The sequence below is a fragment of the Arcicella sp. GW822-FHT02H01 genome (genome assembly GCF_058802005.1).
Window position 1 is genome coordinate 35,817 of the sequence record NZ_JBXANT010000002.1, and the last position, 23,317, is coordinate 59,133.

A 23,317-nucleotide genomic window follows, 5' to 3' on the forward strand; every position below is an offset into this window, starting at 1 on the left:
GTGATTTTCAAGAAAGAATCACAAGAGATTACTTTCCCTTGAAAATCAATTTAGAATGTCAATTTTGCACCTATATTATAAGCTCTCATCAAAGGATATTTTCCGTAATCAACACCAGGTGTAAGGTTCGCTCCGTCGTTATAATCAACTTCTGGGTTATAACCTTTGTATTTAGTAATGGTAAATGCATTATCCACTCCTACATAAATTCTAGCATTCGATACTGATTTTTGTTTTCCTAACCATTGGGTTGGCAAAGTAAATCCTAAGGTAAGGTTAGTACAACGCAAGAAAGAGCCATCTTGTAAATAGAAACTTGAAAGACGAGTACTATTACTTTGTGTACCACCACGAGAAGCACGATATACCGAACCATCTCCAGGTTCTGTTTCTGAACGATAACGATTTGCTACCGAAGCATATTGATTACCAGAACCTTCCATGTTATAAACATAGTAATCTTGTCCATCTAATACTTGGTTACCATAAGACCCATTGAAAGATGAACTTAAATCAAAGTTTTTATAGGTTGCAGATAACGCAAAGCCATAAGTAAATTTGGCGTAAGGCGTACCAATAACCGTTTTATCTAAATCGTTTACTACTCCATCACCATTTACATCTTCAAAATAAATATCCCCTGGCTTTAAAGTATTGCTGGATGCAGTTGAGCGAGCAGGACCTTTGATTTTATACCCTGCTGGGAAAGACTGTGTAGCCGTATTATACACTAAGTTATCAGCCGCTAAATTATCCATGTCCGACTGGCGAACCATTCCTTTTACTTTAAACCCATAAAACATTCCTATTGGCTGTCCTTGCATAGTGATGTGTGTTAAATACGAACGCTCAGCACCATTAGTAATAATCGTGTTAGCACCACCAAGGTCTAATACCTCATTACGGTTAATTGAGATATTACCGCTTAAATTAACTCTTAAATCGCTGTTCTGTATGATACGTGTGTCAATCTGCAAGTCTAACCCTTTATTCTGTACTTTAGAGTTTCTTAGGTTTGTTAACATCGTTGCAGCACCAGAAATCGCAGAAACGGGTTGATTAAACAATAAATCTGATGACTGGCTGATATAATAGTTAGCCATTACAAAAACACGATTATTGAATAAACCGATGTCTGTACCAAAGTTGAACTGAGAAGTAGATTCCCACCCTAAGCGTTGGTCGCGAATCGTATTTGCATAAACAGCAGACTGTATCGTTCCATTGCCAAAAACGACTCCTGTGGGGCTAGACATCGTCTGTAAATAATTATAGTTACCAATATTATTGTTACCACTTAATCCCCAGCTTGCACGTACTTTCACAGAAGTTTGCTCTCCGAATCTATCCGCATAGAATGGTTCTTGAGAAAGATTCCAGCTAGCAGAAACAGAAGGGAAATTACCCCAACGATTCAAAGGACCAAAACGAGAAGAAGCGTCACGTCTAAAAGAAGCCGTTAAGAAATATCTATCTTTATAATTATAAGCAACACGTGCTAAGTAAGAAAGTAAAGTAGCTGTTGATTTACCTGTGTTACTATTCAAGGTAAATAAGGTAGCATCAGCCCCTTTTCCTGTAATCTCTTCAATTCTATCATTCTGAAAACCTTTAGCAGTTACGCTAATTACATCAATATCAAGCTCTTGGGCAGTATAACCAGCCAAAGCATTAATAGTATGATTTCCGAATTTACCATTATAATTCAAGGTAAATTCCGCCAATTTATCCATTTCAGATCTAGTCTGAGCAACAGCGTTAGCAGCAGCAATAGATTGCGGAGACCCTGGCGCATTAGCACCATTACTCAAAGAGGTCGGCAAATAGAATTCATATTTTTCATTATAAGTCTGTAAGCCTACATTTACTTTAGCAAATAAGCTTGGTACAATTTCATACGTAGCATTTCCACTAAAAGTACCACGAACACCTTTACGAGAAATATGGGTTTCGGTTGCCAATGCTACAGGGTTTTCAACCGATTGGTAAGCATACAATGCAGATTTAGCCGCCGCTTCATTTTTCTTTAAGCTACCATCTTCGTTATAAGCAGCAAAAAATGGCATATAAATTAATGCTCCAAGAATAGGACCTTGGTTAAATCGCCCCTCTTGTACCTCTCGGTTTTCATTTGAAGTAACGGCTAAATTTCCAGCTACTCTTAATTTTTTGCTTACTTGTCCGTCAATATTGGCACGGAAATTAATACGTTCCTGCTTGGTACTTTTAATAATACCAGGCTGATTTAGATAACCACCACTGATGGCATAACGTGTTGAACTATTTCCGCCCGAGAAAGATAGATTATGACGTTGTGCTAGCGATGTCTGATAAAGCTCATTTTGCCAATCAGTATCAATCTTTGGTTTAATCAATGTTTGTGTACCAAAATTGTAGAATTCTTCAGGAATACTTACCGAAGAAGCATTTCCGACCTTAGCAACTCTAGTAGCATTATCATCAGAGAACATCGCATCTGACCATACTTTTCCTGAGTTCACGATTAAATCACGATAAGTATTATTATGACCATCAATTAATAATTGTGCAAATTGTTCTGAGTTCAACAAATCTACTTTTTTACTTAACTGATTCAGACCATACTGTACATCATACTGAAACTGACCTGTGCCTTCTTTTCCTCTTTTGGTAGTAATCAGCACTACACCGCCTGAAGCTCTTGAACCATAAATCGCAGCAGAAGCAGCATCTTTTAAAATGTCGATTGACTCGATATCGTTTGGATTGATGAATAAGTCATTTCCTACAGGATAGCCATCTACTACATAAAGGGGGTCAGAACTCGCATTGATTGACCCTACCCCACGGACACGAATTTTGGTGCTTACATACGGTGCACCGCTCACTTGTGATACTTGTACCCCTGCTACTTTCCCTACTAAAGCCTGACCAACAGTTGGCGTACTAAGGTTTAATTCTTTAGCCTTTACGCTAGAAATTGCTCCTGTTACGTCACCTTTACGCACTGTTGAATAACCAATGGCTACTACTTCTTGTAACTCTTGTGAATTCTCGGTCAACTTAACATTGATTACAGCCGATTTTCCAACAAGTATTTCTTTTGATTCGTAGCCTACAAAAGAGAATACCAACGTTGTTCCTTCGTTCGCTGTAATTGAATATTTACCATTAGCATCTGTAACTGTTCCTTTTTTTGCCGTTTTATCAAAAACGTTTACGCCTGGCATCGCTTGCCCTATTTCATTCGTCACGGTTCCTGTTACAGGTACCGTCATTTGTTTTTGCTGTGTAAAAGCATTTGCTTTTACCGCCCCAATTACTTGAGAACCAGCCATTACAATTAACAGCAGGACTCTTAGCCACATCTGCTTTTGTAGTTGTTTTTGCATTTTAAATTGATTATTAATTGGAAACTAGGATTATATTCTTACCATTTTAAACTTGTCAGATGCACATTTGCTTTACGAGAAGAAGTAACAGCTATCCCCTTTTGGAGATTTTTAGTCAACGAAAAGCCTTCTAGCTCATCAGCTTTATCTACATCTATTACTTTTAATACAACTTCATGACCACTTTCTAAAGATTTCTCGAAGTCCAAGAAAGTAAATCTCCAACGACGACCTTCTATTTGATTTTGAATTAATACCAACACCTTTTTTTCGGGTACCCACAGCAAGTTTTGAACAAAAGGGCTACAGGTAAATTTCTTATAAAGGACACCTTCTTCTGAGGTCTTTTTAGCAGATTTCAGCGCTAACGGATTGTATAAACGTACCTCGTTTTTTTTGTTGCCATAATCGGCTGTAGCTACAAACCATTTGTTTTTGTATTGCACATATTCTGGTCGAGTTCCTTGAATACAAGTATCATCATCAATGGTATTTAATAGATTACCATCCAATGTTTTTGTTTTTTGCAAGCCTTCCCAATCCACTAAATAAATTACAGCCTTCCAGAGCGTCCCTTCTGGATTCATTCTAATGCTATTGCCAATAAAAGTTGGCTGGTCTTTATGAAAAGCGATGCCTGTAGGATGATTGATGACATCTTTGCCTGCTAAACTCAATTTTATTTCTTTGCCTGTATAAGCCAGTGAATCATTTTTTAATACATATTCACGAATCATCCCTACTTCACGGTCGCCATAAATAAATGCTTTCTCATTTTGTATGCTGATTCCTTGTCCAGCACCAAGTGAATCTACCGTAAACTCTTTTGATAATGTTAGCTGAATATCTTTAGGCAAAGTTTTGAGTGATAAAAAACAAAAGCTTAAAATGCCAGACAGTATCAGCCCACTCATTTCAATGATGGTTTTCTTTCTTTTCATGATGTGATAGTAATTGTGAGTTAGTGAATTGTGAATGAGTGATTTGTGATTTAGTGATTAAATAAAATGGTACTTTTTAACCCATTCACTCAATCACAACTCAATCAATCACTCATTATTCTATGGGTCAAGGGGTTCTAATGGATTAATTTGTAAGGCTTCGATAAGCGGGTAAAATTCAGCTTCTGTTTCTGACAGACGTTTGCCTTTTCGATAAGGCACATGATTTAATTCTTTTTCGCAACGTTTATCCAAATTCAATTCTTGGATATACATACTTTGTGATTTTGAGGTAGAAGTAATACAAGCTTTATCGAAAGGAATGCCATAACGGAAAATCAAACGAGCTGTATTACGCATATTGGTGGTAGTATGGCGTGCATGAGGCTCTACAATCACGGCATTGGCTGGAACATGGAGCTTCTCAACCATAAACTTTCTCATTTCTATGGCTTCGTTATAAGGAGTTTTATAAGGGTGAACATTACCCCCAGAAACGACAATCAAGGGTGCTAATCCTTCAAAATAACGCAAAGCCGCTACTCTACAACGCAACATTCCCTCAGCACTCAAAGCAACTTTGGGTTCTTCGGGGCCTGCGCCAGGTACTAGAATTAATGCATATTGATACGCTTTCCAGTTAATTGTCTTGATACGCTCATCTGCTAATTTATTTACCGTAGAAGCCATTGGTTCATAATCTGCCACTTGCTCACGTCCATTAATTTCTAAAGCAAGTAAAGCGGCTGTTAAAGAAGGCTCGAAAAACAAACTTGCTTTTTTACTTTCTTCTTGAACAGTTGTGTGGAAATCGCCAACTAATTGAGGATAGCTTTTATGGCTAATCTTAAAACTGATAGAATCAATCGCTGGATAGTTTGGCTTTTGTCCTTCTACGTAAACTCCAATTGTAAAATTGATGCCATGTGCATCTTGCTCCCACGCCTTAATAAGTTGTTCTTTAGCAGAAAGCTTTTGTGATAAAATATAAGTACCCGAAGGAATTAAATGATTGAACACCAACTTCCCCAAAGCGTTATTATCATTATACAATACGCCTAAACGGTTACTAACTTCCTGAATATCAGCTTCACTTAATTTCATACTTTCGCTCAAGCAAAGGAATTTATTTTGGCATTGCTTAGAAGCTTCACTCAAAGCATTTAGCTTTTGCTGAGCGATTTTCTGTAAAGTAGCATCATTACTCAACAATTGTTTTACCTCAGGAAGATTTTGGAAAAGTGTTAAGAGGTAATAATTTTTTGATTGAACAAAGCTTTTTCCATGCATCAACGTATAATTTGCTTGCGCATTTTGGGCTTTTAATGCATGAACGCTACAAAATAATAGTCCAAAAAAGACTAAACTGTATATTTTTTTCATCAATTTGATATTTATATAAATAAGTATTTCTTCCGAAAAAGAGACTACTTATTTAAGTTTTAGATAATAGTATTATTAATGAAGTTGTCTTCTGCAAGGCATACTGTTTAAAGCGTTGCACACTTAACGTCGGAAGGTGTTATTGAAAAATGTCATCTTTCTGGAGCACTTTTATGTTACAAAAGTACATTGGCTGTTTAACCTGAAAATAATTATAATAATATCTGTTTGTTAATAAAAATATAATTTTTGAATCATTTTATGATTAATTTGCACTAATTAATGTATCTGTACAAATCCTTCGTATTCAAGTGGTTAGTAATGACTTTTTTTAAAAATATTTAGAAAATTTGCAATGTTAATGGTGCATTTGTTGTTAATATAAAAAACAAAACTCAAGGAAATTATCAATATGACATTCACTTTTCAAGTAATTGCTCTTCTGCTAAACCTTTGTTTAGCAACTCCTTCAGAGCACAAAGCGAAAGCTATCGCAGTAGTAGATGAAACCCAAACCCTATATCTTGATTGCCAGCTTAATGGTGTTGTTAGCTACAATGCTTTTAAAGAATCCGTTGAAGGCGTCCATACTTTTCACCCTTCAAAACCCATCGTTACCATTGTAGATTTTTCTCTACCATCCAATGTGGAACGCTTTTTTGTGATTGACTTAGCAAAAAAGAAATTACTTTTTTCTTCCTTAGTAGCACACGGGAAAAAATCAGGTGATAACATTGCTCATTTATTTTCAAATAAAATAGACTCCCATCAAAGTAGTTTAGGCTTTTATTTGGTTGGCAGTAGAATTACTAGTCCAAAACATGGTATGGCATTGTTATTACATGGTTTACAAAAAGGAATCAACGATAATGCACGAAGAAGAGAAATTATTATTCATGGAGCATCGTACGTAAGTCCTTCATTTGTTCATCAATTTGGTCGTCTGGGACGAAGCTTCGGCTGTCCAGCATTGCCAAACGATTTAATCCCTAAGGTGGTGCCAGTATTGGCAAATGGAAGTTTACTATACATACATAGTTAACAAGTTTGTTCATATTTATAAATAGTAGATTGCTAACTGGTTAGCAATCTACTATTCATCAACCTCTAATCTTATACTCCTATGCAAAAAACTAAAATTACATATCTGTTATTTTTAGTCTTGTTTGGTACTTTATTATTCCTTGTCATAATGGAAGGATGTAATAAAAGAAAAAAGAAAAATAGAGGTCTTCTACCAGATTCAAGCATTTACCAGTCACAGAACTATAATGATTTATTATTAGATTCTGCTTCCATTACAGCATTCCTCAAAACATTTTCTGTATCAGATACCATCAAAGAGGAGATTAATGAATTTTATGCACGACGTAATTACCAATTAGCATGGATTAATAATAACGGCTTGTCGCATTCAGTCTCTACCTTTTATAATCAATTACAGAATTACCAAAAAGATTTTGCGGATAATAGTCTTGATAACAGACAGATGGAAGAGCTAATATTGGCCTTTCAAGCTGATGAAAAAGCGTTCCTTGCTCAGAAAAATCAAGTCCAACAGCTAGAGTTATTACTAACGTCCACTTTTTTTAGGTTTGCCGAAAAGGCTTATGGAGGTATCAATAAAAGTCCATACGACCTTGAATGGTTTATCCCTAGAAAAAAGAAAAACTATCAAGTATTGCTTGACTCATTGGTTTCGCTTGCTAAAGGTGAAACAATTCAAGAACCTGTGAATCAATATTATTTACGTTTGAAAGATAAACTTAAACAATATAGGGTAATTCAAAAAAATGGTGGTTGGAAAAGCGTCGTTACTAACAAAAAGAAAATAGCGGTAGGTGATAGTGACTCTTGTGTTGTAAATATCAAAGAGCATTTATTTCTGACAGGCGACTTAAGAGCAAATGATAAAACCACATTATATACGGATTCCTTGGCGTATGCTGTAAAAAGATTTCAGCGCAGAATGGGATTGCCGATAACAGCCAAAGCAGACCTTGCTACCATTAAAGAACTCAACCAAAGCATTGATGTTAGAATCAGACAAATCATGATTAATATGGAACGCCTAAGATGGGTGCCTGTAGAAATTGAAAGTGATAATTTGTTGATTAATATTCCAGAATATAAACTCCATGTTATTGAAAAAGGCAAACAAGTTTGGGAGATGAATGTCGTGGTAGGTAAAACAGCTAGCCAAACCAGTATTTTTAAAGGTAATTTATCCCAAATTGTATTAAATCCTTATTGGGGGGTCCCGACTAGCATCGTTCGTAATGAAATCTTGCCTAAGTTAAAGCAAAATACCTCGTATTTATCCAGAAATCATATAGAAGTACTTTCTGGCAATAAGGTAGTTAATCCCAATTCAATCAATTGGCGAAGTTATGAAGGAAACGTTCCTTTTAATTTCAGACAACTACCTGGAGATGATAATGCCCTTGGTAAAATAAAATTTTTATTCCCTAACAATTTTAATATCTATTTGCATGATACTCCTTCAAAAGGATTATTCAATCAACCTAAAAGAGCGTTTAGCCATGGTTGTATTCGTGTATCACAGCCGAATAGATTAGCTCTTTATTTATTAAGAAATGATAAGGCTTGGAATAAAGAGAGAGTGGATAAGATATTGAAAACCGATAAGGAATATGGTATTAAAGTCAGCCCGATGGTTCCTGTTTATATTGTTTACTTTACTTCGTGGGTAGATAATACTGGACAAATCAATTTTAGAAAAGATTTGTATGGCTTGGATGCCAAGCTTTCAAAAGAAATTTTTGGAGATAGTTAGCAAACAAAATTCCTTAAAATATTTTAAGGAATTTTGTTTTTTTATCCCTGTTCATTCTCTACACTTTTCTTTCGCCAGTAATTAGCTAAAATTGAGCCTGATATATTCATCCACGGACTAAAAACGGCTGCTGGCAAGCCAACAGTGCCAAGTTTGCCCATACCACCAGCTAAGCCAGAGGCCATTCCACCATTTTGTAAACCTACTTCAAAAGCAATTGTCCTTGATGAATTCTTATCTAAGCCAAACAAGCGACTCAGCCAATAGCCAAAGAAATACCCAGAAGCATTATGAATCACGGAACTGATAAAAAGTAAGATTCCTACTTTCATCAGGTTTTCTCTCCCTGCTGCCGTAGTTACTGTCGTAAAATAAATAATGCCAAACATAGAAATATAAGGCATTATGGTATCAAGCTTTGGAAAATAATTAGCCGCTTGATGATACAAGACTCCGACTAATATCGCCGCCAACAAGAAACTTAGCACTTCTAAAGATTGAAGAATTTCAGGAGAAAACTGTGAGGATACTAAAAAATGCCATAGTCCAAAGGGTAAAGCAATTAACCAAAGTGAGGCAATTACCACAAGGATATTTACATTTTTCTTCCCTTGAGGTGAAGCCGTTTTTAAGTAATCATGTAATAAAGCCGCACTGATAGGGACAATAACGATTTTGATGATTTCCATCATCATATTGATAAAATGAATTTCTATTAGAGTTCCTGCTAATAGTTTCATAATTAAGGGCGTCAAAAACGGAGCAGCCAAAGTTGCCATTGCCGTTACTACCACTGACAAAACCAAATTTGCTTTGGCTAAATAAACCATCACATTGGATGCTAACCCACTTGAACATGACCCAATTAAAATAATTCCAGCAGCAATTTCTGGTTCAAAGTCAAAGACCTTAGTAAGTAACCAACCCATAAAGGGCATAATGGAAAAATGACAAAGTAAACCAATCGCCACGCCTTTGCCAGTAGAAGCCAATCCAGAAAAATCACGAATACTCATCTGAATGCCCATGCCAAACATTACAAATTGAATGATGATAAGTATAAGCCATTTGTTTCTTAAATCTATTGTTCCCCAATTTGTAAAGGCAGCAGGATAAACCATACCCGCTACTACTGCGACAATAATCCATGCCGTGTACTGATAATTTTTCAAAGCGGAAATGCTTCCCATTCCTAGTGTAAAACATAGCACAGCCACTACAAGGGCTACTTTGCTGATTGCTGAATTTTCTTGTATAAACGTATATACCAAAACCAACAGAGCAATGGCACTGATTCCTAAAAGAAATTGCTGGATATTTTTCATTATCAAAGGATATTGGCAAGGTGTTGAACAGCAATGATTGGACTTGCCAAGATGGGCACTTTTTTGTCTGCTTCGTCCAAAGTGTCTACAACCCTTGCCATTGAAGCTTGCGCTAGCAAAATAACATCTACTTGCGTAACTAACTCTTTCAAGGCTTTCGCAACAATCTCGTCGTGCTTTGTTGCATCTCCGCTCATCAATGCTTCAAAAGCTCCTTCACATAATATTGAAACTAATTCTATTTCCTTTCCTGCTTTTTGAGCACGACGCACTACTAAATCACTAGTTGGCCCTAATGTAGTTGGTAACGTAGCTATTACGCCTATTTTCTTCCCAGTTTGAACCGCCAAATCAGCCATTGGTTGGTCAACTCTCAATACTGGAATACCCGTCAAGGCAGCAGAAGCTTCAACCGCAGAACCAATGGAAGAACAAGTAACCATGATAAAATCTGCCCCTGATGCTTCAGCCGAACCTACATAGTCGACCACTCTCCTAGCAACATCTGGTCTGAGTTCCCCATGTTTAATCACATTTTTAATTAAGCTATCATCTACAATATTAAATACCTGAATATCGGGCAAGTATTCATTACAAAGTTGTTGAAAAATAGGCACTAAGGTTGCCGAAGTATGAATAAGACTTAATGTTTTTGTTTGCATTTTTATATTATTTTATAATTAGCTATTCATGATAATTTACCCTCTAACAAAATACCGAAGTATCGTTCATCACCTACTTGCCCTCCCTTAAAGTTGACTTCTATATCATTAATCAAAGGATTTGTAGAACGAGCTTTGCATAAGGGTGCTCCCGCGACTAAAGGAGCAATCATTTCTACCGCTTCTATTTCCATGGCTCTGGCTGCGTAGCTAGAAGTATCTCCTCCTGCAACTACTACTCTCCTGACATTAGTAGATTCCACTACTTTTTTGGCAATTAAGCCTAAGGCTTTCCCTAATTTTTCTGAAGACAATGTTGTAATTATATTCTCTTTACTTCCATTCGTATGCACAATAAGATGTTGTCCTTGTTGAGCGACATCTATTGCTCTTTTAATATATTCTTCAATTCGTAAAGCATCGATTTCACCATTACAAATGGACTGAGCATCAATGATAATCTCTTTAAACCCATGTTCTAAAGCCCAAGAAATTTGTCTGGATGTAACAGGCGAACAACTTCCTGCAATTACTAATAGTGGGTCAGCTTTTTCTAATGCCTGCCATGAAGTAACAGCTTTCAACGTTTGAGTTTCATTCCAATACTTACCCAAAGCCATTTCTACGCCAGAAGAACCTACTGAAAATAACGGCTGTTCTTTATCAGCTAATTCATCTATTAGTCGACCGATATTCAAAAATTGGTCTTCATACATGGCATCAATCAATACCACCTTGGCTTCTTGATCTATCAGTTTTGCTAAACTTTCTGATAGTTCTTGAAAAGGTTTAGCTACTTGAAGAATATCCAACAATCCTATTTTTTTGTCAGTCTGCTTGGCTAAATGTAACCTCAAATCGCTTTCGTCAGCAGGCGTTACAGGGTGTTTGATCATAGCAGGGTGACGGTCGAGTCTGTAAATTTGCCCAGTACTACCAATGCCCATTCTAGCAAATAAATTACCAAAAGCACAATATCGCCCTAATGAGGGTGCCGCTACTAATAACGGCACACAGGTATTTTGTAAAACGACTATTCCTACGTCAATGGCTTTACCAATGCTTCCCGTTTCAGGAGAGGAATCAAACGTAGAACAAACTTTATAATGTACGTGCTTTACTCCTAATTGCTTTAAGGCAGAAAATGTTGGTAAAAGGGTTGCTTCCATTTGGCTAGGCGACATAGACCGCGACAATCCCGCCACGCCGATAGCATTCAAATCAGTATAAGCGGCTAATTGAGTAGCTGTTGGCGCATCAATAAATAGTGCCGTTTTTGCTCCTGCTTTACTCAAAAATTCTAGTGCATCAGTCGAGCCTGTAAAGTCATCACCGTAATATGCTAAAAGTAAATTATGATTGACCATCTTATTTTGTACCAAATTTTTCTACTGATTTAGCAAATTCGGGATATATTTTAGCCGCATCTTTAATCCCTAAACCATCTACTGCGGCTTGCCAAGCTTGTTGTAGTGCTGTTACACCAGCAGCTGGTCCCATAGGGTGAGCTAAAATGCCACCGCCCGCCATGTATAGCAAATCGGTAGTTTGTGTACGACGATAAGTTTCTGAAGCTTGTCCACCCCATTGTCCAGACGAAACTACTGGTAAAACAGAATATCCTCCTAACAAAGGTTTTAAACAAGCTTTTATCGATTGGACAACTGAATCATCGCTCTCCCAAAATTTATTCTGAATCCCATTTACATGCAGTTGGTCAACGCCAGCCAAACGCCAAAGCTTTTGATAGGCAGTAAAGTCTATTCCTAACAATGGATGTCTGGTCAGCATTCCCCAACCATTTCTATGTCCATGAATCGCCAAAGCACCTTGGTCGCATATCTTTTTAGTTCCTGCTAAGCCCACGCTGTTGATGCTAATCATCGCACAGGTTCCTCCTGCATTGACTACTTTTTCATAGCGTGCTAGCATTTCATCTATTTCTCCACTGATATTGAAAGCGTACATAATTTTCTTGCCCGTTTTATCAGCGTGCTTGTTGATTACTTTCATTACCTCGTCAACTCGTTCATTAAAAGGCGAATTGGCTGTTGAAGAAAGCAATTCATCATCTTTGATAAAATCAATACCCGCATCGGCGAGGCTTTCTACTAAAGTTGCCGTTTGCTGAGGCGTCAAGCCAATACTAGGCTTAATGATGGTTCCAATTAATGGGCGATTTTGAACCCCAGTCAATTTTCTACAGCCTTCTATGCCAAATTTAGGTCCTGAAAAGTGGGTAGCATAACTTGCTGGAATATCAATATCCATCAGTTTCAACCCTGTAAATTGGCGAATCTCGTATAAATTACCTTGTAATGACGAAATCAATACGGGAAGGTTATACCGAAAATTTTCTATCGACCAAGAAACCTTAACGATAGCACGATGATATTGATTAGTGGTACTTTCAGCCCCAGGAATAGCAGGCGTAGAAACCGTTTCTAAAAACTCAACAGATTCTACCCTTGCAGCAAATCTTTGTTTTAATTCTTCGGTTTCACCCGGTACTGCTGTAAAAGTGCCAGACGATTGTTCGCCTGCTAACACTGCAGCGGCGGCTTCTGGTGCAAAAGGTGTTTCTATAAAATATGTTGCCGTTATTCTTTCCATAAAAATTTTATCTACTTATTGGAATCCATACTTCCATTTCAGAATGCCCACGGTTACTCCAAGCATAATAGGGGATTAAGCGTACCTTGGCTGAAACGGGAACTTGTTCAGAAACTTCTCTGTATAATTTATTAGTCCACGTATCTGAACCATCAATAATTTTAGCTTCACCTTCTAATGCGGTGATTGGGCTATTTTCAATCATCATTGAGGTTGTTTTCCATTTGCTTTTCGGTGAAATGGCAAGGGTATTTAACTTTAATTGACTGTTATCAACTGACTCTAAACAATATACAATTGGCCCTCTTTTTACTGCCACTTGGTTTCTAATTTCTTCTGCCAATGGATTAGCTTCAATTAATTTTACCGTCATCGGTAAAACAATTTCTATCTTATCAGCAACTGCCCATTTTCTATTCACTTCAACATAACTTCCTACTTCAATTTTTCCTGTAAAAGGCTTTCCATTAATCTTAATCGTCGCACCTTTGCTCCATTCTGGAATTCTTACGAAAACTGAAAAGGCATTTTGTGGCACTTCTTTCAAGGATATATTAATATTTCCATCCCAAGGATAATTAGTCTCTTGTGTCAGGCTAATTTTTGAACCATTTTTCAAAGAAGTAGAAAGTGTATTCGCACCATACAGATTCAACCATAATCCTTTTTCAGAGACACTGTAGGCATAGTTATTTATTTGAGCAATAGTTCTTACCGTATTTGGTGGACAGCAGTTTGACTTACTGATATATTTTTGTCTACCACCCATCCAACGCAATTGATAAGGATAAGCATCTGAGGCACTTAAAGGATTGGTATAAAAAAACTTATCTCCATCTAGACTAATACCCGACAAAATACTATTATACAAAGCCAACTCCATTACATCAGCATACTTGGCTTCGCTCGTAATTTGAAGCATTCGCCAATTCCATAATAAATTTCCAATGTTGGCACAAGTTTCATTGTGTGCTGAATGGTTGGGTAATTGATACGATTTGCCATAAGATTGGTGTACTTTCTGCACTGTATCAGGCTTATAAGATGTCCCCTCTGGCGAAACACCATCGTATAAAGCACCACAGCCACCCGTAATATACATTTTATGGTTAATAACATCGTCCCACATCAAATCTAAGGTTGATAATAAAGTACTATCTCCTGTTTCTGCAAAAATATCAGCCGCTCCTGCAAACAAATAATTCGCTCTTACCGCATGTCCAACTACTTTTTTCATTTGTCTGAACGGTACTCTGTCTGAGTTGTCGTCAGTTCCTTCCGAAAGTCCACGGATATTAATAAGCTTTTTAGCAAGCGTTAAATATTTTTGCTCACCTGTAGTTCTGTACATTTCAATAATCCCCATATAATGCGAAGGACAAATGGCATTTCTTGCTTGTTCAGGACTAGCATTATTATAAAACCCAATTAAAAAGTCTGTCGCTTTTTTGGCAATATTTAATAAAGTTGTTTTGCCTGTTACCCTATAATGTACACAAGCGGCAGTCATTAAATGTCCGAAATTGTAGGCTTCAAAGCTCAGTTTGTCATCAAACATCTTTTGCTCCCCTGTTTTCTTTTGTTGAATAATCGCCTTAGTGTAAATATATCCATCTGGCATTTGGGCTTTACCAATCACCTCAATGGCGTGATCCATCAACTCATCCAATTTCTTATCTTTCGTTGTGGCATACATGCTGGCTACTGCTTCAAGTGTTTTATAAAAATCACCGTCATGAAACGATGGTCCTTTAAAAACGCCATTCTCTAGCCCTGCGGCTATTTCAAAGTTTTTGAAAGAATGACTTAGGTTAGCATCCGTATAATTTTTCCATAAAGTTGGCACCATAGCCGAACGACAAACGGCAAAGCGATCTGCCCAAAAACCAGAAGTCCACGTTACATCGCCAAAATCAATGCTTTGTAATTTAGCATTTGGACTTTTAGAGGTATTCACTAATCCTTTGTTTTGTGCTTGCAAATGATAGAAAGAAATCATCACTATGAGTAATGTTCCTACTTTCTTGATTATTCTGTTCATATTTCTTTAATCATTGAAAATTTCTCAACTAAAACCTCAGGTCTTTTGCTTTTAATCCTACCGATTCCTTTACAGCATTAAATGGCATGATGAAAAACGTATATTGATAAGGATTTGCCTTTATTTGATACTGCTCTAAAGGTGCTGCCACATCACTCCAACTATCATTCCCTCCTACGCCCATTTGTATTAAATCTATGTTCAGGTTGATAAAACCAGCATCATTTAAGTTAAAAGTATGCTTAGCTGTTTCGATATTTTGGTCAGTATAAGGTCTGGCACTCATGCTTAACAAACTATCCGCTACCACTAATAATCCTTCTTGCTTTTTGTTTGCTAAATACATCCAGCGAACATCTGTTCTATTGCCATTCTCTTGAGGAACGGCATAAGGCTCCATAAAATCTTGAATATTTTGCTGATAAATCCCTACATCAAACCCGTAACGACGGTCAATATAATTTTCTAATGCTCCTCTGCCATACCATGTTATGTTTTCAAAAGTTCTTTCAATCCCACACTGCATCCCGATTTTAGGAATGTTAGGTAACGCAGGAGACGCTTTAAAGTCATAATTTACTTTTACAACGCCATCGCCATTAATCGTATAATTTACTTGGACAGAGGCACTATCATTTACTAAGGTATAGTAGCTAGTAATTATGACAGCGTTTTTAGAACTCATCTTCACGGTACAGCTTTTTGTTTTTAATGCTACATTATACCATTGTTTTAACTTGCGTTGAGCCTTCCAACCACGACGGTCGTTATCAGTCAGTGGACGACTAAATTTTGGTAATAATGGCGTAAAAATCTGTTCTTTGCCTTTGAATAAATAGGATGCTAAAGCGCCATTTTTCTTATCAATTTTGATTTGAAAACTTTTTCCAATCAATAAAAAAGCATTATCTGTTTCTTGTAAATCGACAGTTGCAATGGTTTTCTTCTCTGATTGATGTGCAATTAATTCAGTTAAGGCAAATTGGTTAGAAGCTACTTCAAAACCTTTGTCTGCCCATGCTTCTTTTTTGGATAAGGTAATGTGTAATGTTGCAAAGTATTCTGTGTTTGCCTTGAATTTAGGTAAATACAGTAGGATATTAACCAGTGTATCACTTCCTGCTGAAACGTTCATTTTAGGCAATTCTTTGGTAAAAAGCACTTTGCCATCTTCCATTACTGATAATAAAACCGTATAATCACTCAAAGATTTAGTAGCATGGCGGTTTGTTATTTTTATAATTCCTTTCTCCGCATTTTCTAATACCGATTCCACGCCTTGGAATACTCTTTTACATTCATACATCGCTGCTTTAGGTCTGCCATCTGAAGCAACAACACCTTTAATAGTAAAATTATCGAAGTATTTTTCTCCAAAGTCTCCCCCATAAGCATAAAACTCTTTGCCAGTAGCCGAGTCTTTTTTCAATAATCCTTGGTCTTTAAATTCCCAGATACATCCTCCTATTACTCTTTTCGTTTTACGGAACAAGTCCCAGAACTCCTTTAAATTTCCCGCACTATTTCCCATCGCATGGGCATACTCACAAAAGAAAATAGGCCTAGTATCACCATTTGGCTGATTTGCCAATAATTCAGGCGTGTACATAGCTGGGTACATTCTACTGACAATATCTACATAATATTGGTCTAACGGATTCTGGATACGATGCGAATGGTCATTAGGTTTTAAATATTTCGGGTCTTTATTGTCCATATATCCTTCCATATTGGGGCTTCCCATGGCTGGTTCATAATGTACAGGACGAGTAATGTCAAAATCATGTATCCAAGCAGCCATTGCAGCATGATTTGGTCCGCGACCAGCTTCATTTCCCAAACTCCAAAATATAATAGATGGGTGATTTTTATCTCGTAAAGCCATCCTGCTACTTCGTTCCAAATATGCTCCAGTCCAAGCAGCGTCATTGCTTAGTTTTGAGCCTAGTCCATGCGTTTCGAGATTGGCTTCGTCAATAACCATAATACCATATTCATCACACAAATCATATAAATACGGGTCGCTTGGATAATGACTGGCACGAATACAGTTAAAATTGAAACGTTTAATCGTAAGAATATCCTGTAGAATATCTTCTCTGGATAATGCCTTCCCTTTTGTAGCATGATGGTCTGGGCGATTAACGCCATACAAATACGTTACCTTTCCATTAATTAATAATTTGCTATTTTCATTTGAAAATTCAATTGAGCGAAAGCCTAGTTTACAGCTTTTAGCTTCTAGCACCCGTCCCAAACTATCTTCTAAAGAAAGCACTAACGTATATAAATTAGGGATTTCATCACTCCACTTTTCAGGGTTTTTAACCTTGCTTTCTAACACGCCAAATTTAGCATTATCTAATCGTGGATAGATTTCGTTGATGATAGATTCAACACTCTTTTCGAGAGGTTTTTCAAAAACTGGTAAATTGTTCTTATCGTATAATTGGGCTTTCAATTGATAGCCCACTACCTCTTTTCCTGTTAGGTTTTCAATTCTTGGACGAATGCTTAATAATGCATCTTTATAGTCTTTATCTAATTTAGTTTGATAGAAAAAATCAGCAATTCTTACTTTAGGTTCTGCATGAAGATACACTTCACGATGGATGCCACTCAAACGCCATTGATCTTGGTCTTCTAAAAAAGAACCATCACTCCAACGAATTACCCATACTGATAAAACATTTTCTCCTTCTTGTAAATAAGGCGTAATATTGAATTCAGAAGAAAGAAAACTATCCTCAGCATACCCAACAAACTTGCCATTTAGCCACACTTTATAAGCCGAACTTACCCCTCCGAAATGTAGGGTAACATTACTTTCTTTCCAATTAGCAGGGATTGAAAATGTACGCTGATAACAGCCCACTCCATTATAATCTTTAGGAACAAAGGGCGGATTTACTGGCCTAAAAGGATATACCGCACTTTTATAAATAGGTTTGTCATAACCTTGCATTTCCCAATTTGAAGGTACTGGAATAGTCTTCCAACCTCTTACTCTACTTTTATAAAAATCTTTCGGGGCATCTGCTGGTTTTAGGGCAAAGCTAAAATCCCAATTACCATTTAAGGAAAGATAGCGATTACTATTTTCACGATTGCCCGAGATGGCACGCTGAATATTATCAAAAGAATAGGCTGTTGCTCTGGATGCATCCCTATTAATCCCACTCACTGTTGGATCTTCGTAAGGCTCAGTCTGATAAACCGTTGGAGCATTTGGCACAGCGGCTGGTGTTTTATCAACCAACTGAGCGTAGCTTGCAACATGTATGAAACAGCCTAAGAAAAGTAAATATTTTAACATCTTCATTTAATTATACTAATAAACAATTGATAATGAATAAGATAAAAGCAAACTAGATTTCAGTAAGGTATTCATCTTTAAATGAAAAACCCCACCCAGCACGATCATGAGGTTTTGCCATGCCATTCTTTATTTCCAAAGGATAATCAATCAAAGGGTCAATCCAGTCGAATGATTCTGCTCCTACTCCATTTGCAATGGTACAAAGCAATGGAATATCATAGTCTTTGTAATAATGTGGTAAAACAGGAATATTATAGCTACCCGCTAATGCCGCACTATTCCGCCAAGCCTCTACCCCACCCAATCTTAAAATATCGGGTTGCCAAATATCAATGGCATTTCTTTGTAATAACTCTCTAAGCGGTAAGGTAGAATACTCTCGTTCGCCCATTGCCAAAGAAATACCAGCTTGGGTTCTTAATAATTTATATCCTTCAAAATCTGTATGGTCGATTGGCTCTTCAAACCACTGAATATTCAGTTCTCTGGCTGCTCTCGCCAAGGCTAAAGCATTGGGCACTGTCATCCCTTGGTTAGCATCCATCATGATATTAATATCATTTCCAACTACTTCTCGAACTAGTTTCAAGCGTTCTAAATCTTCTTTCCACTCAGGTTTTCCTACTTTTATCTTTACTGCCTTGAAACCACGGCTTTTATAATTGCTAACCTCATCAATTAATTCATCTGTAGTATAAGAAATCCAACCCCCACTTCCATAAATAGGTACTTCACTCCTTGACGAACCTAAAACTTTCCAGATAGGCTGATTTAATATTTTACACCAAGCATCCCACATCGCAATATTAAAAGCTGCTTGTGCCCATCGGTTTATGCCTTCCATTCCAAAATATTCATTGGCATGGTTTAGCTTTTCGAAAACTTTTACGGTATCAAAGACCTGTTCGCCAATCAACATTTCACCGACGTCTTTTAAGGCTCCTGCAATGGCTCTCGGACTGTACTGAAAACTTAATAAATAAGATTCCCCAATGATACCGTTTTGCGTTTCGATTCTTAGTACTAAAAAAGAGATTTCAGTCAATGTGTGCGTAGCATCAGAGATAGGTTTTGCTAATGTAGCTTTTGCAGTAAAAACAGAATATTTTTGGATAGAATACATATTAAAAGCGATTGTATAAAAAATCAAAATTAATAGTAATATACCTGTATTATATATAATATTTTCACAAGATATTGTAGGATGTTTGCATGAAAGTGAATGGTATTTTTCAGCATTCAATAGATGTACAAATGTTTGAGATATATTAATTGAGCAGGTACCTAATCAATACCATCTTACTATTAGGGTGCGACTTAAGTGGCACCCTAATAGTAAAATTTGAACAATCGTTTTCATTCCATTTACCTATGGTTGACTTTGCAAGAGTTTTACAGGGCCTAATAAACCTGATTCATACAAGGGCTTTCCTTCTAAATATTTCATCGGCGCAGTAGTTTTAGTAGTTCTTTTATTTTCTGGTAAAAGCATATCGCCCATCAATCTATTCGCCCACGTATTCGTTATGTCAATCGTTAATTCATTGTTGCCAACTTTCAATGCTTTGCTGATATCTACTCGATAAGGAGCTGTCCAGACAATCCCACAAGAAACTCCATTTACTTTTATTTCGGCGAGGTTAGCGACCTTTCCTAAATCTAGCCAAATTTGTTGGTTCTTATTTGGCAAACTATTCATCTGAAAGTTTTGATGGTAGTCGGCTGTACCTGCGTAATAACGAATTAAAGAATCAGCATTTAACGACCAATCACTTAAAGATTCAAATGTTTTTGAGACTGTTTGATTTGCTTTTGTACTGCTAAAATTAACATCCCAAGACTTGTCTAAAGTTTTAAAAGGTTTGAATTCTTGCCAATTTTTAGCTTTGTTAGATTTTGTTATAGCTTTATCAGCTTTTGAAAAGTTAACAAAGATGTCTTTAAAAATTACAAATATTGAGGCATTTGCATCCAATTTTAACCTCAAATTCGTTCTACCGTTTTCAGTTTTCCAAGCATTAGGCGAAAAAGTTTTATCATTCACAGCATCGTATAATTGAATATTTTTCCCTTTTGCTCTTAAAGAAAAATCTAATACTCTTTCCTTATTTTCTTGATTAGCAAGAAAGTACAATTCCAAATCCATTGTTTTTCTATGTGTATAAGCAATATCTTTGGCATAATTTCCATGTTCATCTTTTACAATTACATCTTGTTGAACGCCGATTTTAGCTAAGGTATTGGCTTCAAAAGGACTTTTTATGACTTTCCCTTTTCCAATTGTTTTATAGAAAATTTTGTTTTCTCCATCTATCATTACTTCAAAATCTCCTTCCCAACATTGTTTTGCGAATGTTGCTACAGCATCATTACTTTTTGTTCCGAATTCAACTATTGGTTTGTCACCAATAATCAATGTCGCTCCTTCATTTACCAACGCCAATAATTTTTGAGCCGTTTGGGCAGACATACCGTTGGCATTGGGTGTCATTTGATGCTTTTTAGGCAATACTATTACACTATAGCTAGTACCATCCCAAAATATAACTTTCCCATTGTTCACTTTAGCAGTATTTAAAAGAGCATCATGACTAAAAGAATCATAGGCATAACCCCTTAACGCATTCACCCAGTTTTCAGGGTCAGCCATGTTAGCCGAATGTGTAACGCTTGTAGGAATTTGTCTTAAAGGTTGTCCTTCATTGGCTAGTCTTTTGGCTTCTGCATCAATGACTTCTTTGCCAAATAATCCGCTTAATGTTGGTACTAATCTATCTGGTAAAACCGAACGTCTTGGAATATCATCTCCTACAAAAACGGCTAAATCGGCAACTGGAACACCTATTTGTAACAATTCCTGACAACGTTGTGCATAGTCAACCCACGCTTTCCCCATTTTCCACCAAGTTTGGTCTCTTTGAAAATATAAACCTACACCATCCAACGTCATGCCGGGCTTTCTATCCATCCAAGGATTATGCATGAAAACATGATATACTAATTTATTAATTCCTAAAGCATAATTTCGGTCTTGCAAGGTTTTCAACATCGCAGGATGTTCGTTCCATGTCATCCTTAAAGTAGTAAATGCTTCCGCTTGAATGATGGGCTTACCATAAATATGCCCTGCCGAAATGGCATCAAGCATATCGTTTGGTTTGTCGTGCGTGGGACTATTTAACCAAAATTCGCCCATTGGCACATCTACTAATTTGTAATGTGCTAATCCATCACTCGTCATAGTTGGAGCAACACTTTCAGCAGTGAATTTCAACCCATTTGCTTTGGTTAAATCTGCCAGCGTTTTATAAAATTTATCAACCACCAATTCTGAAACCGTCTGACGAAAGTCATATAAAAACTGCTCTGAAAATTGATTATTTTCTACAGGAAGTCCTGTTACGATAGGCAAATATGGTAAAATATCATACCCTCTTCTTTTTTGAAATTCTTCTTTGAAAACGGATGACCAATTCTGACTTCCACATTCCCAACTATCTACATGAAAAACTTTCAAAGCCTTTTTGCTCAGTTCTGGTCCAAGCTGACGTTGGGCTTCACCAAACCAATTATCAAACTGTAGTTTGATAGCAACTGGATTAAATTTATCACATTCTAACCCCTTACCTGCTCCACCAGTAGCATTGGTATGTCCTGTCGAAGTATGACCAACACGCAGAATAGTCCAAGAACCAGCAGGAGCATCCCAGACTAACCTTCCTTCTCTCGTAAGTTTATCAGTGATATTAATGATTTTATTGAATGGAACACACAGGTTATCAGGCAATTGCTCTGATGAACTTTCCTTGCTTATTCGCCATACTTCTGCTGCCTTGCCTTCGAACTGATGAATACTTGGTTCAGATGATAATTCAATACCGACAGTTTTAAAACTTGGCTTCCACTTTGCTGCATCTAAATCTTCTGAACCTGGTTCACTTCCTGTTTTTTCATATACAAAGCGGAAGTATTTAGCCGTTGTTGGCACGATGGAATGAGTAATATTAGCATCTGTATCTTGCCAGCCATGTCTGGGAGATTCTAGTCTTCCAATAGACCTAAAACTCTTTCCATCATCACTCACTTCAATCAATAAACGTTGAGCTTGATAATTGTTTCCTCCCGTTTTTACAATAATAGTTCTACAAGTAAAAGGATTTTCAAAAGCATACTGAATCCAGCATGGCTCATCGCTCTTAAAACTTTCTTTGTTGCCTTTTTTTACTAAAAATTGAGGATTGATGTCAGCTTTACTTGAAGTAACAACAGGGACAATATTTTTAGTAGATTGTTCTGCTCCTGTTAAAGAAGGAAAAGCATAGATTGCAATATCTTTATAGTAATGCTCGTTGCTAGTAGGTTCTGCCAACTGTATGTCTATACGTTGACCACCTTTTATATACATTTTTGAAGAAACTACTTTTTGCATGGAAAGCTCGGGGGTAATCCACGGCCCACCTGCTAAAGCAAACCCGTCACTGACGTGCATTCCCATTTCTAGGTTTAATCGAGCGGCCTCATTCATGGAATGTTTTACCATGTCCCACCAAAGCGGTGTTAATTGTTCGGCTACGGGTGTAAAAATAGGAGGATTTGTTGCACCTTTTATGGGCATTAAATAGGCTCCTCCTATTCCCGCTTCTTTCATGGCTTCCAAGTCTGCGGTAATGCCTTCTTTAGAAACACTTGCTTGCATCCAATACCAAAAGACCCACGGTTTAGCCGCTTTAATGCTTTGTTGATTTTGAGGAATAATAGTAGCTAACCCACTTTTAGCTTGTCCCAAGCTATTATTTGCACTAAAATAAATAAATAGGCATATCAATAAATGATAACCTTTCTTATTTATCCGCATACTGCATCCG

The 23,317-nt window shown here is 36.9% G+C and carries 13 protein-coding genes; 2 read left to right on the forward strand and 11 right to left on the reverse strand.

Annotated features, from left to right (window positions below; genetic code table 11):
* Window positions 1-50 precede the first annotated feature (50 nt).
* The 3 genes from AC1RNE_RS20625 to AC1RNE_RS20635 form a co-directional block, all read right to left on the reverse strand.
* The gene (locus AC1RNE_RS20625) at window positions 51-3,371 is read right to left on the reverse strand and encodes a SusC/RagA family TonB-linked outer membrane protein (protein WP_492803756.1); all 3,321 of its coding nucleotides are present in this window, start codon (window positions 3,369-3,371) and stop codon (window positions 51-53) included.
* A gap of 38 nt (window positions 3,372-3,409) precedes the next feature.
* Window positions 3,410-4,312 (reverse strand): hypothetical protein, encoded by a 903-nt coding sequence (locus AC1RNE_RS20630; protein ID WP_492803758.1) that lies wholly within the window; start codon window positions 4,310-4,312, stop codon window positions 3,410-3,412.
* Window positions 4,313-4,432: 120 nt separating this feature from the next.
* Window positions 4,433-5,695, reverse strand: coding sequence for a YdcF family protein (locus tag AC1RNE_RS20635; protein ID WP_492803760.1), 1,263 nt, complete (start codon window positions 5,693-5,695; stop codon window positions 4,433-4,435).
* Window positions 5,696-6,107: 412 nt separating this feature from the next.
* Here AC1RNE_RS20635 and AC1RNE_RS20640 point away from each other — a divergent pair, with 412 nt between their 5' ends.
* Window positions 6,108-6,737: a murein L,D-transpeptidase catalytic domain family protein gene (locus AC1RNE_RS20640; protein WP_492803761.1), complete on the forward strand. Its 630-nt coding sequence runs from the start codon at window positions 6,108-6,110 to the stop codon at window positions 6,735-6,737.
* Between the two features lie 81 nt (window positions 6,738-6,818).
* Complete coding sequence (locus AC1RNE_RS20645; RefSeq protein ID WP_492803763.1) at window positions 6,819-8,492, forward strand: L,D-transpeptidase family protein; 1,674 nt, start codon at window positions 6,819-6,821, stop codon at window positions 8,490-8,492.
* Window positions 8,493-8,533: 41 nt separating this feature from the next.
* Here AC1RNE_RS20645 and AC1RNE_RS20650 read toward each other — a convergent pair whose 3' ends face one another.
* The 8 genes from AC1RNE_RS20650 to AC1RNE_RS20685 form a co-directional block, all read right to left on the reverse strand.
* On the reverse strand, window positions 8,534-9,817 hold the full coding sequence (locus tag AC1RNE_RS20650; protein ID WP_492803765.1) for a bile acid:sodium symporter family protein: 1,284 nt from the start codon (window positions 9,815-9,817) through the stop codon (window positions 8,534-8,536).
* Between the two features lie 2 nt (window positions 9,818-9,819).
* Window positions 9,820-10,479, reverse strand: coding sequence for an aspartate/glutamate racemase family protein (locus AC1RNE_RS20655; RefSeq protein WP_492803767.1), 660 nt, complete (start codon window positions 10,477-10,479; stop codon window positions 9,820-9,822).
* A gap of 26 nt (window positions 10,480-10,505) precedes the next feature.
* Window positions 10,506-11,846, reverse strand: coding sequence for a four-carbon acid sugar kinase family protein (locus AC1RNE_RS20660; protein WP_492803769.1), 1,341 nt, complete (start codon window positions 11,844-11,846; stop codon window positions 10,506-10,508).
* Between the two features lies 1 nt (window position 11,847).
* Entirely contained in the window at window positions 11,848-13,092 is a 1,245-nt protein-coding gene (locus tag AC1RNE_RS20665; protein ID WP_492803771.1) for a ribulose-bisphosphate carboxylase large subunit family protein, read from the reverse strand.
* Window positions 13,093-13,099: 7 nt separating this feature from the next.
* Window positions 13,100-15,133 (reverse strand): aceric acid hydrolase, encoded by a 2,034-nt coding sequence (locus tag AC1RNE_RS20670; protein ID WP_492803773.1) that lies wholly within the window; start codon window positions 15,131-15,133, stop codon window positions 13,100-13,102.
* Window positions 15,134-15,161: 28 nt separating this feature from the next.
* Window positions 15,162-18,449 (reverse strand): glycoside hydrolase family 2 TIM barrel-domain containing protein, encoded by a 3,288-nt coding sequence (locus AC1RNE_RS20675; protein ID WP_492803774.1) that lies wholly within the window; start codon window positions 18,447-18,449, stop codon window positions 15,162-15,164.
* A gap of 52 nt (window positions 18,450-18,501) precedes the next feature.
* Complete coding sequence (locus tag AC1RNE_RS20680) at window positions 18,502-19,575, reverse strand: mandelate racemase/muconate lactonizing enzyme family protein (protein WP_492803776.1); 1,074 nt, start codon at window positions 19,573-19,575, stop codon at window positions 18,502-18,504.
* A 246-nt stretch (window positions 19,576-19,821) separates the two neighbouring features.
* Window positions 19,822-23,307 (reverse strand): glycosyl hydrolase, encoded by a 3,486-nt coding sequence (locus AC1RNE_RS20685; RefSeq protein ID WP_492803778.1) that lies wholly within the window; start codon window positions 23,305-23,307, stop codon window positions 19,822-19,824.
* Between the last annotated feature and the right edge of the window lie 10 nt (window positions 23,308-23,317).

What these genes read in the sequence shown, in the direction of transcription:
- AC1RNE_RS20650 (WP_492803765.1), bottom strand. Translation starts at nt 9,817, where the DNA reads ATGAAAAATATCCAGCAATTTCTTTTAGGAATCAGTGCCATTGCTCTG.
- AC1RNE_RS20640 (WP_492803761.1), top strand. Translation starts at nt 6,108, where the DNA reads ATGACATTCACTTTTCAAGTAATTGCTCTTCTGCTAAACCTTTGTTTA.
- AC1RNE_RS20635 (WP_492803760.1), bottom strand. Translation starts at nt 5,695, where the DNA reads ATGAAAAAAATATACAGTTTAGTCTTTTTTGGACTATTATTTTGTAGC.
- AC1RNE_RS20685 (WP_492803778.1), bottom strand. Translation starts at nt 23,307, where the DNA reads ATGCGGATAAATAAGAAAGGTTATCATTTATTGATATGCCTATTTATT.
- AC1RNE_RS20625 (WP_492803756.1), bottom strand. Translation starts at nt 3,371, where the DNA reads ATGCAAAAACAACTACAAAAGCAGATGTGGCTAAGAGTCCTGCTGTTA.
- AC1RNE_RS20680 (WP_492803776.1), bottom strand. Translation starts at nt 19,575, where the DNA reads ATGTATTCTATCCAAAAATATTCTGTTTTTACTGCAAAAGCTACATTA.
- AC1RNE_RS20675 (WP_492803774.1), bottom strand. Translation starts at nt 18,449, where the DNA reads ATGTTAAAATATTTACTTTTCTTAGGCTGTTTCATACATGTTGCAAGC.
- AC1RNE_RS20660 (WP_492803769.1), bottom strand. Translation starts at nt 11,846, where the DNA reads ATGGTCAATCATAATTTACTTTTAGCATATTACGGTGATGACTTTACA.
- AC1RNE_RS20670 (WP_492803773.1), bottom strand. Translation starts at nt 15,133, where the DNA reads ATGAACAGAATAATCAAGAAAGTAGGAACATTACTCATAGTGATGATT.
- AC1RNE_RS20645 (WP_492803763.1), top strand. Translation starts at nt 6,819, where the DNA reads ATGCAAAAAACTAAAATTACATATCTGTTATTTTTAGTCTTGTTTGGT.
- AC1RNE_RS20630 (WP_492803758.1), bottom strand. Translation starts at nt 4,312, where the DNA reads ATGAAAAGAAAGAAAACCATCATTGAAATGAGTGGGCTGATACTGTCT.
- AC1RNE_RS20665 (WP_492803771.1), bottom strand. Translation starts at nt 13,092, where the DNA reads ATGGAAAGAATAACGGCAACATATTTTATAGAAACACCTTTTGCACCA.
- AC1RNE_RS20655 (WP_492803767.1), bottom strand. Translation starts at nt 10,479, where the DNA reads ATGCAAACAAAAACATTAAGTCTTATTCATACTTCGGCAACCTTAGTG.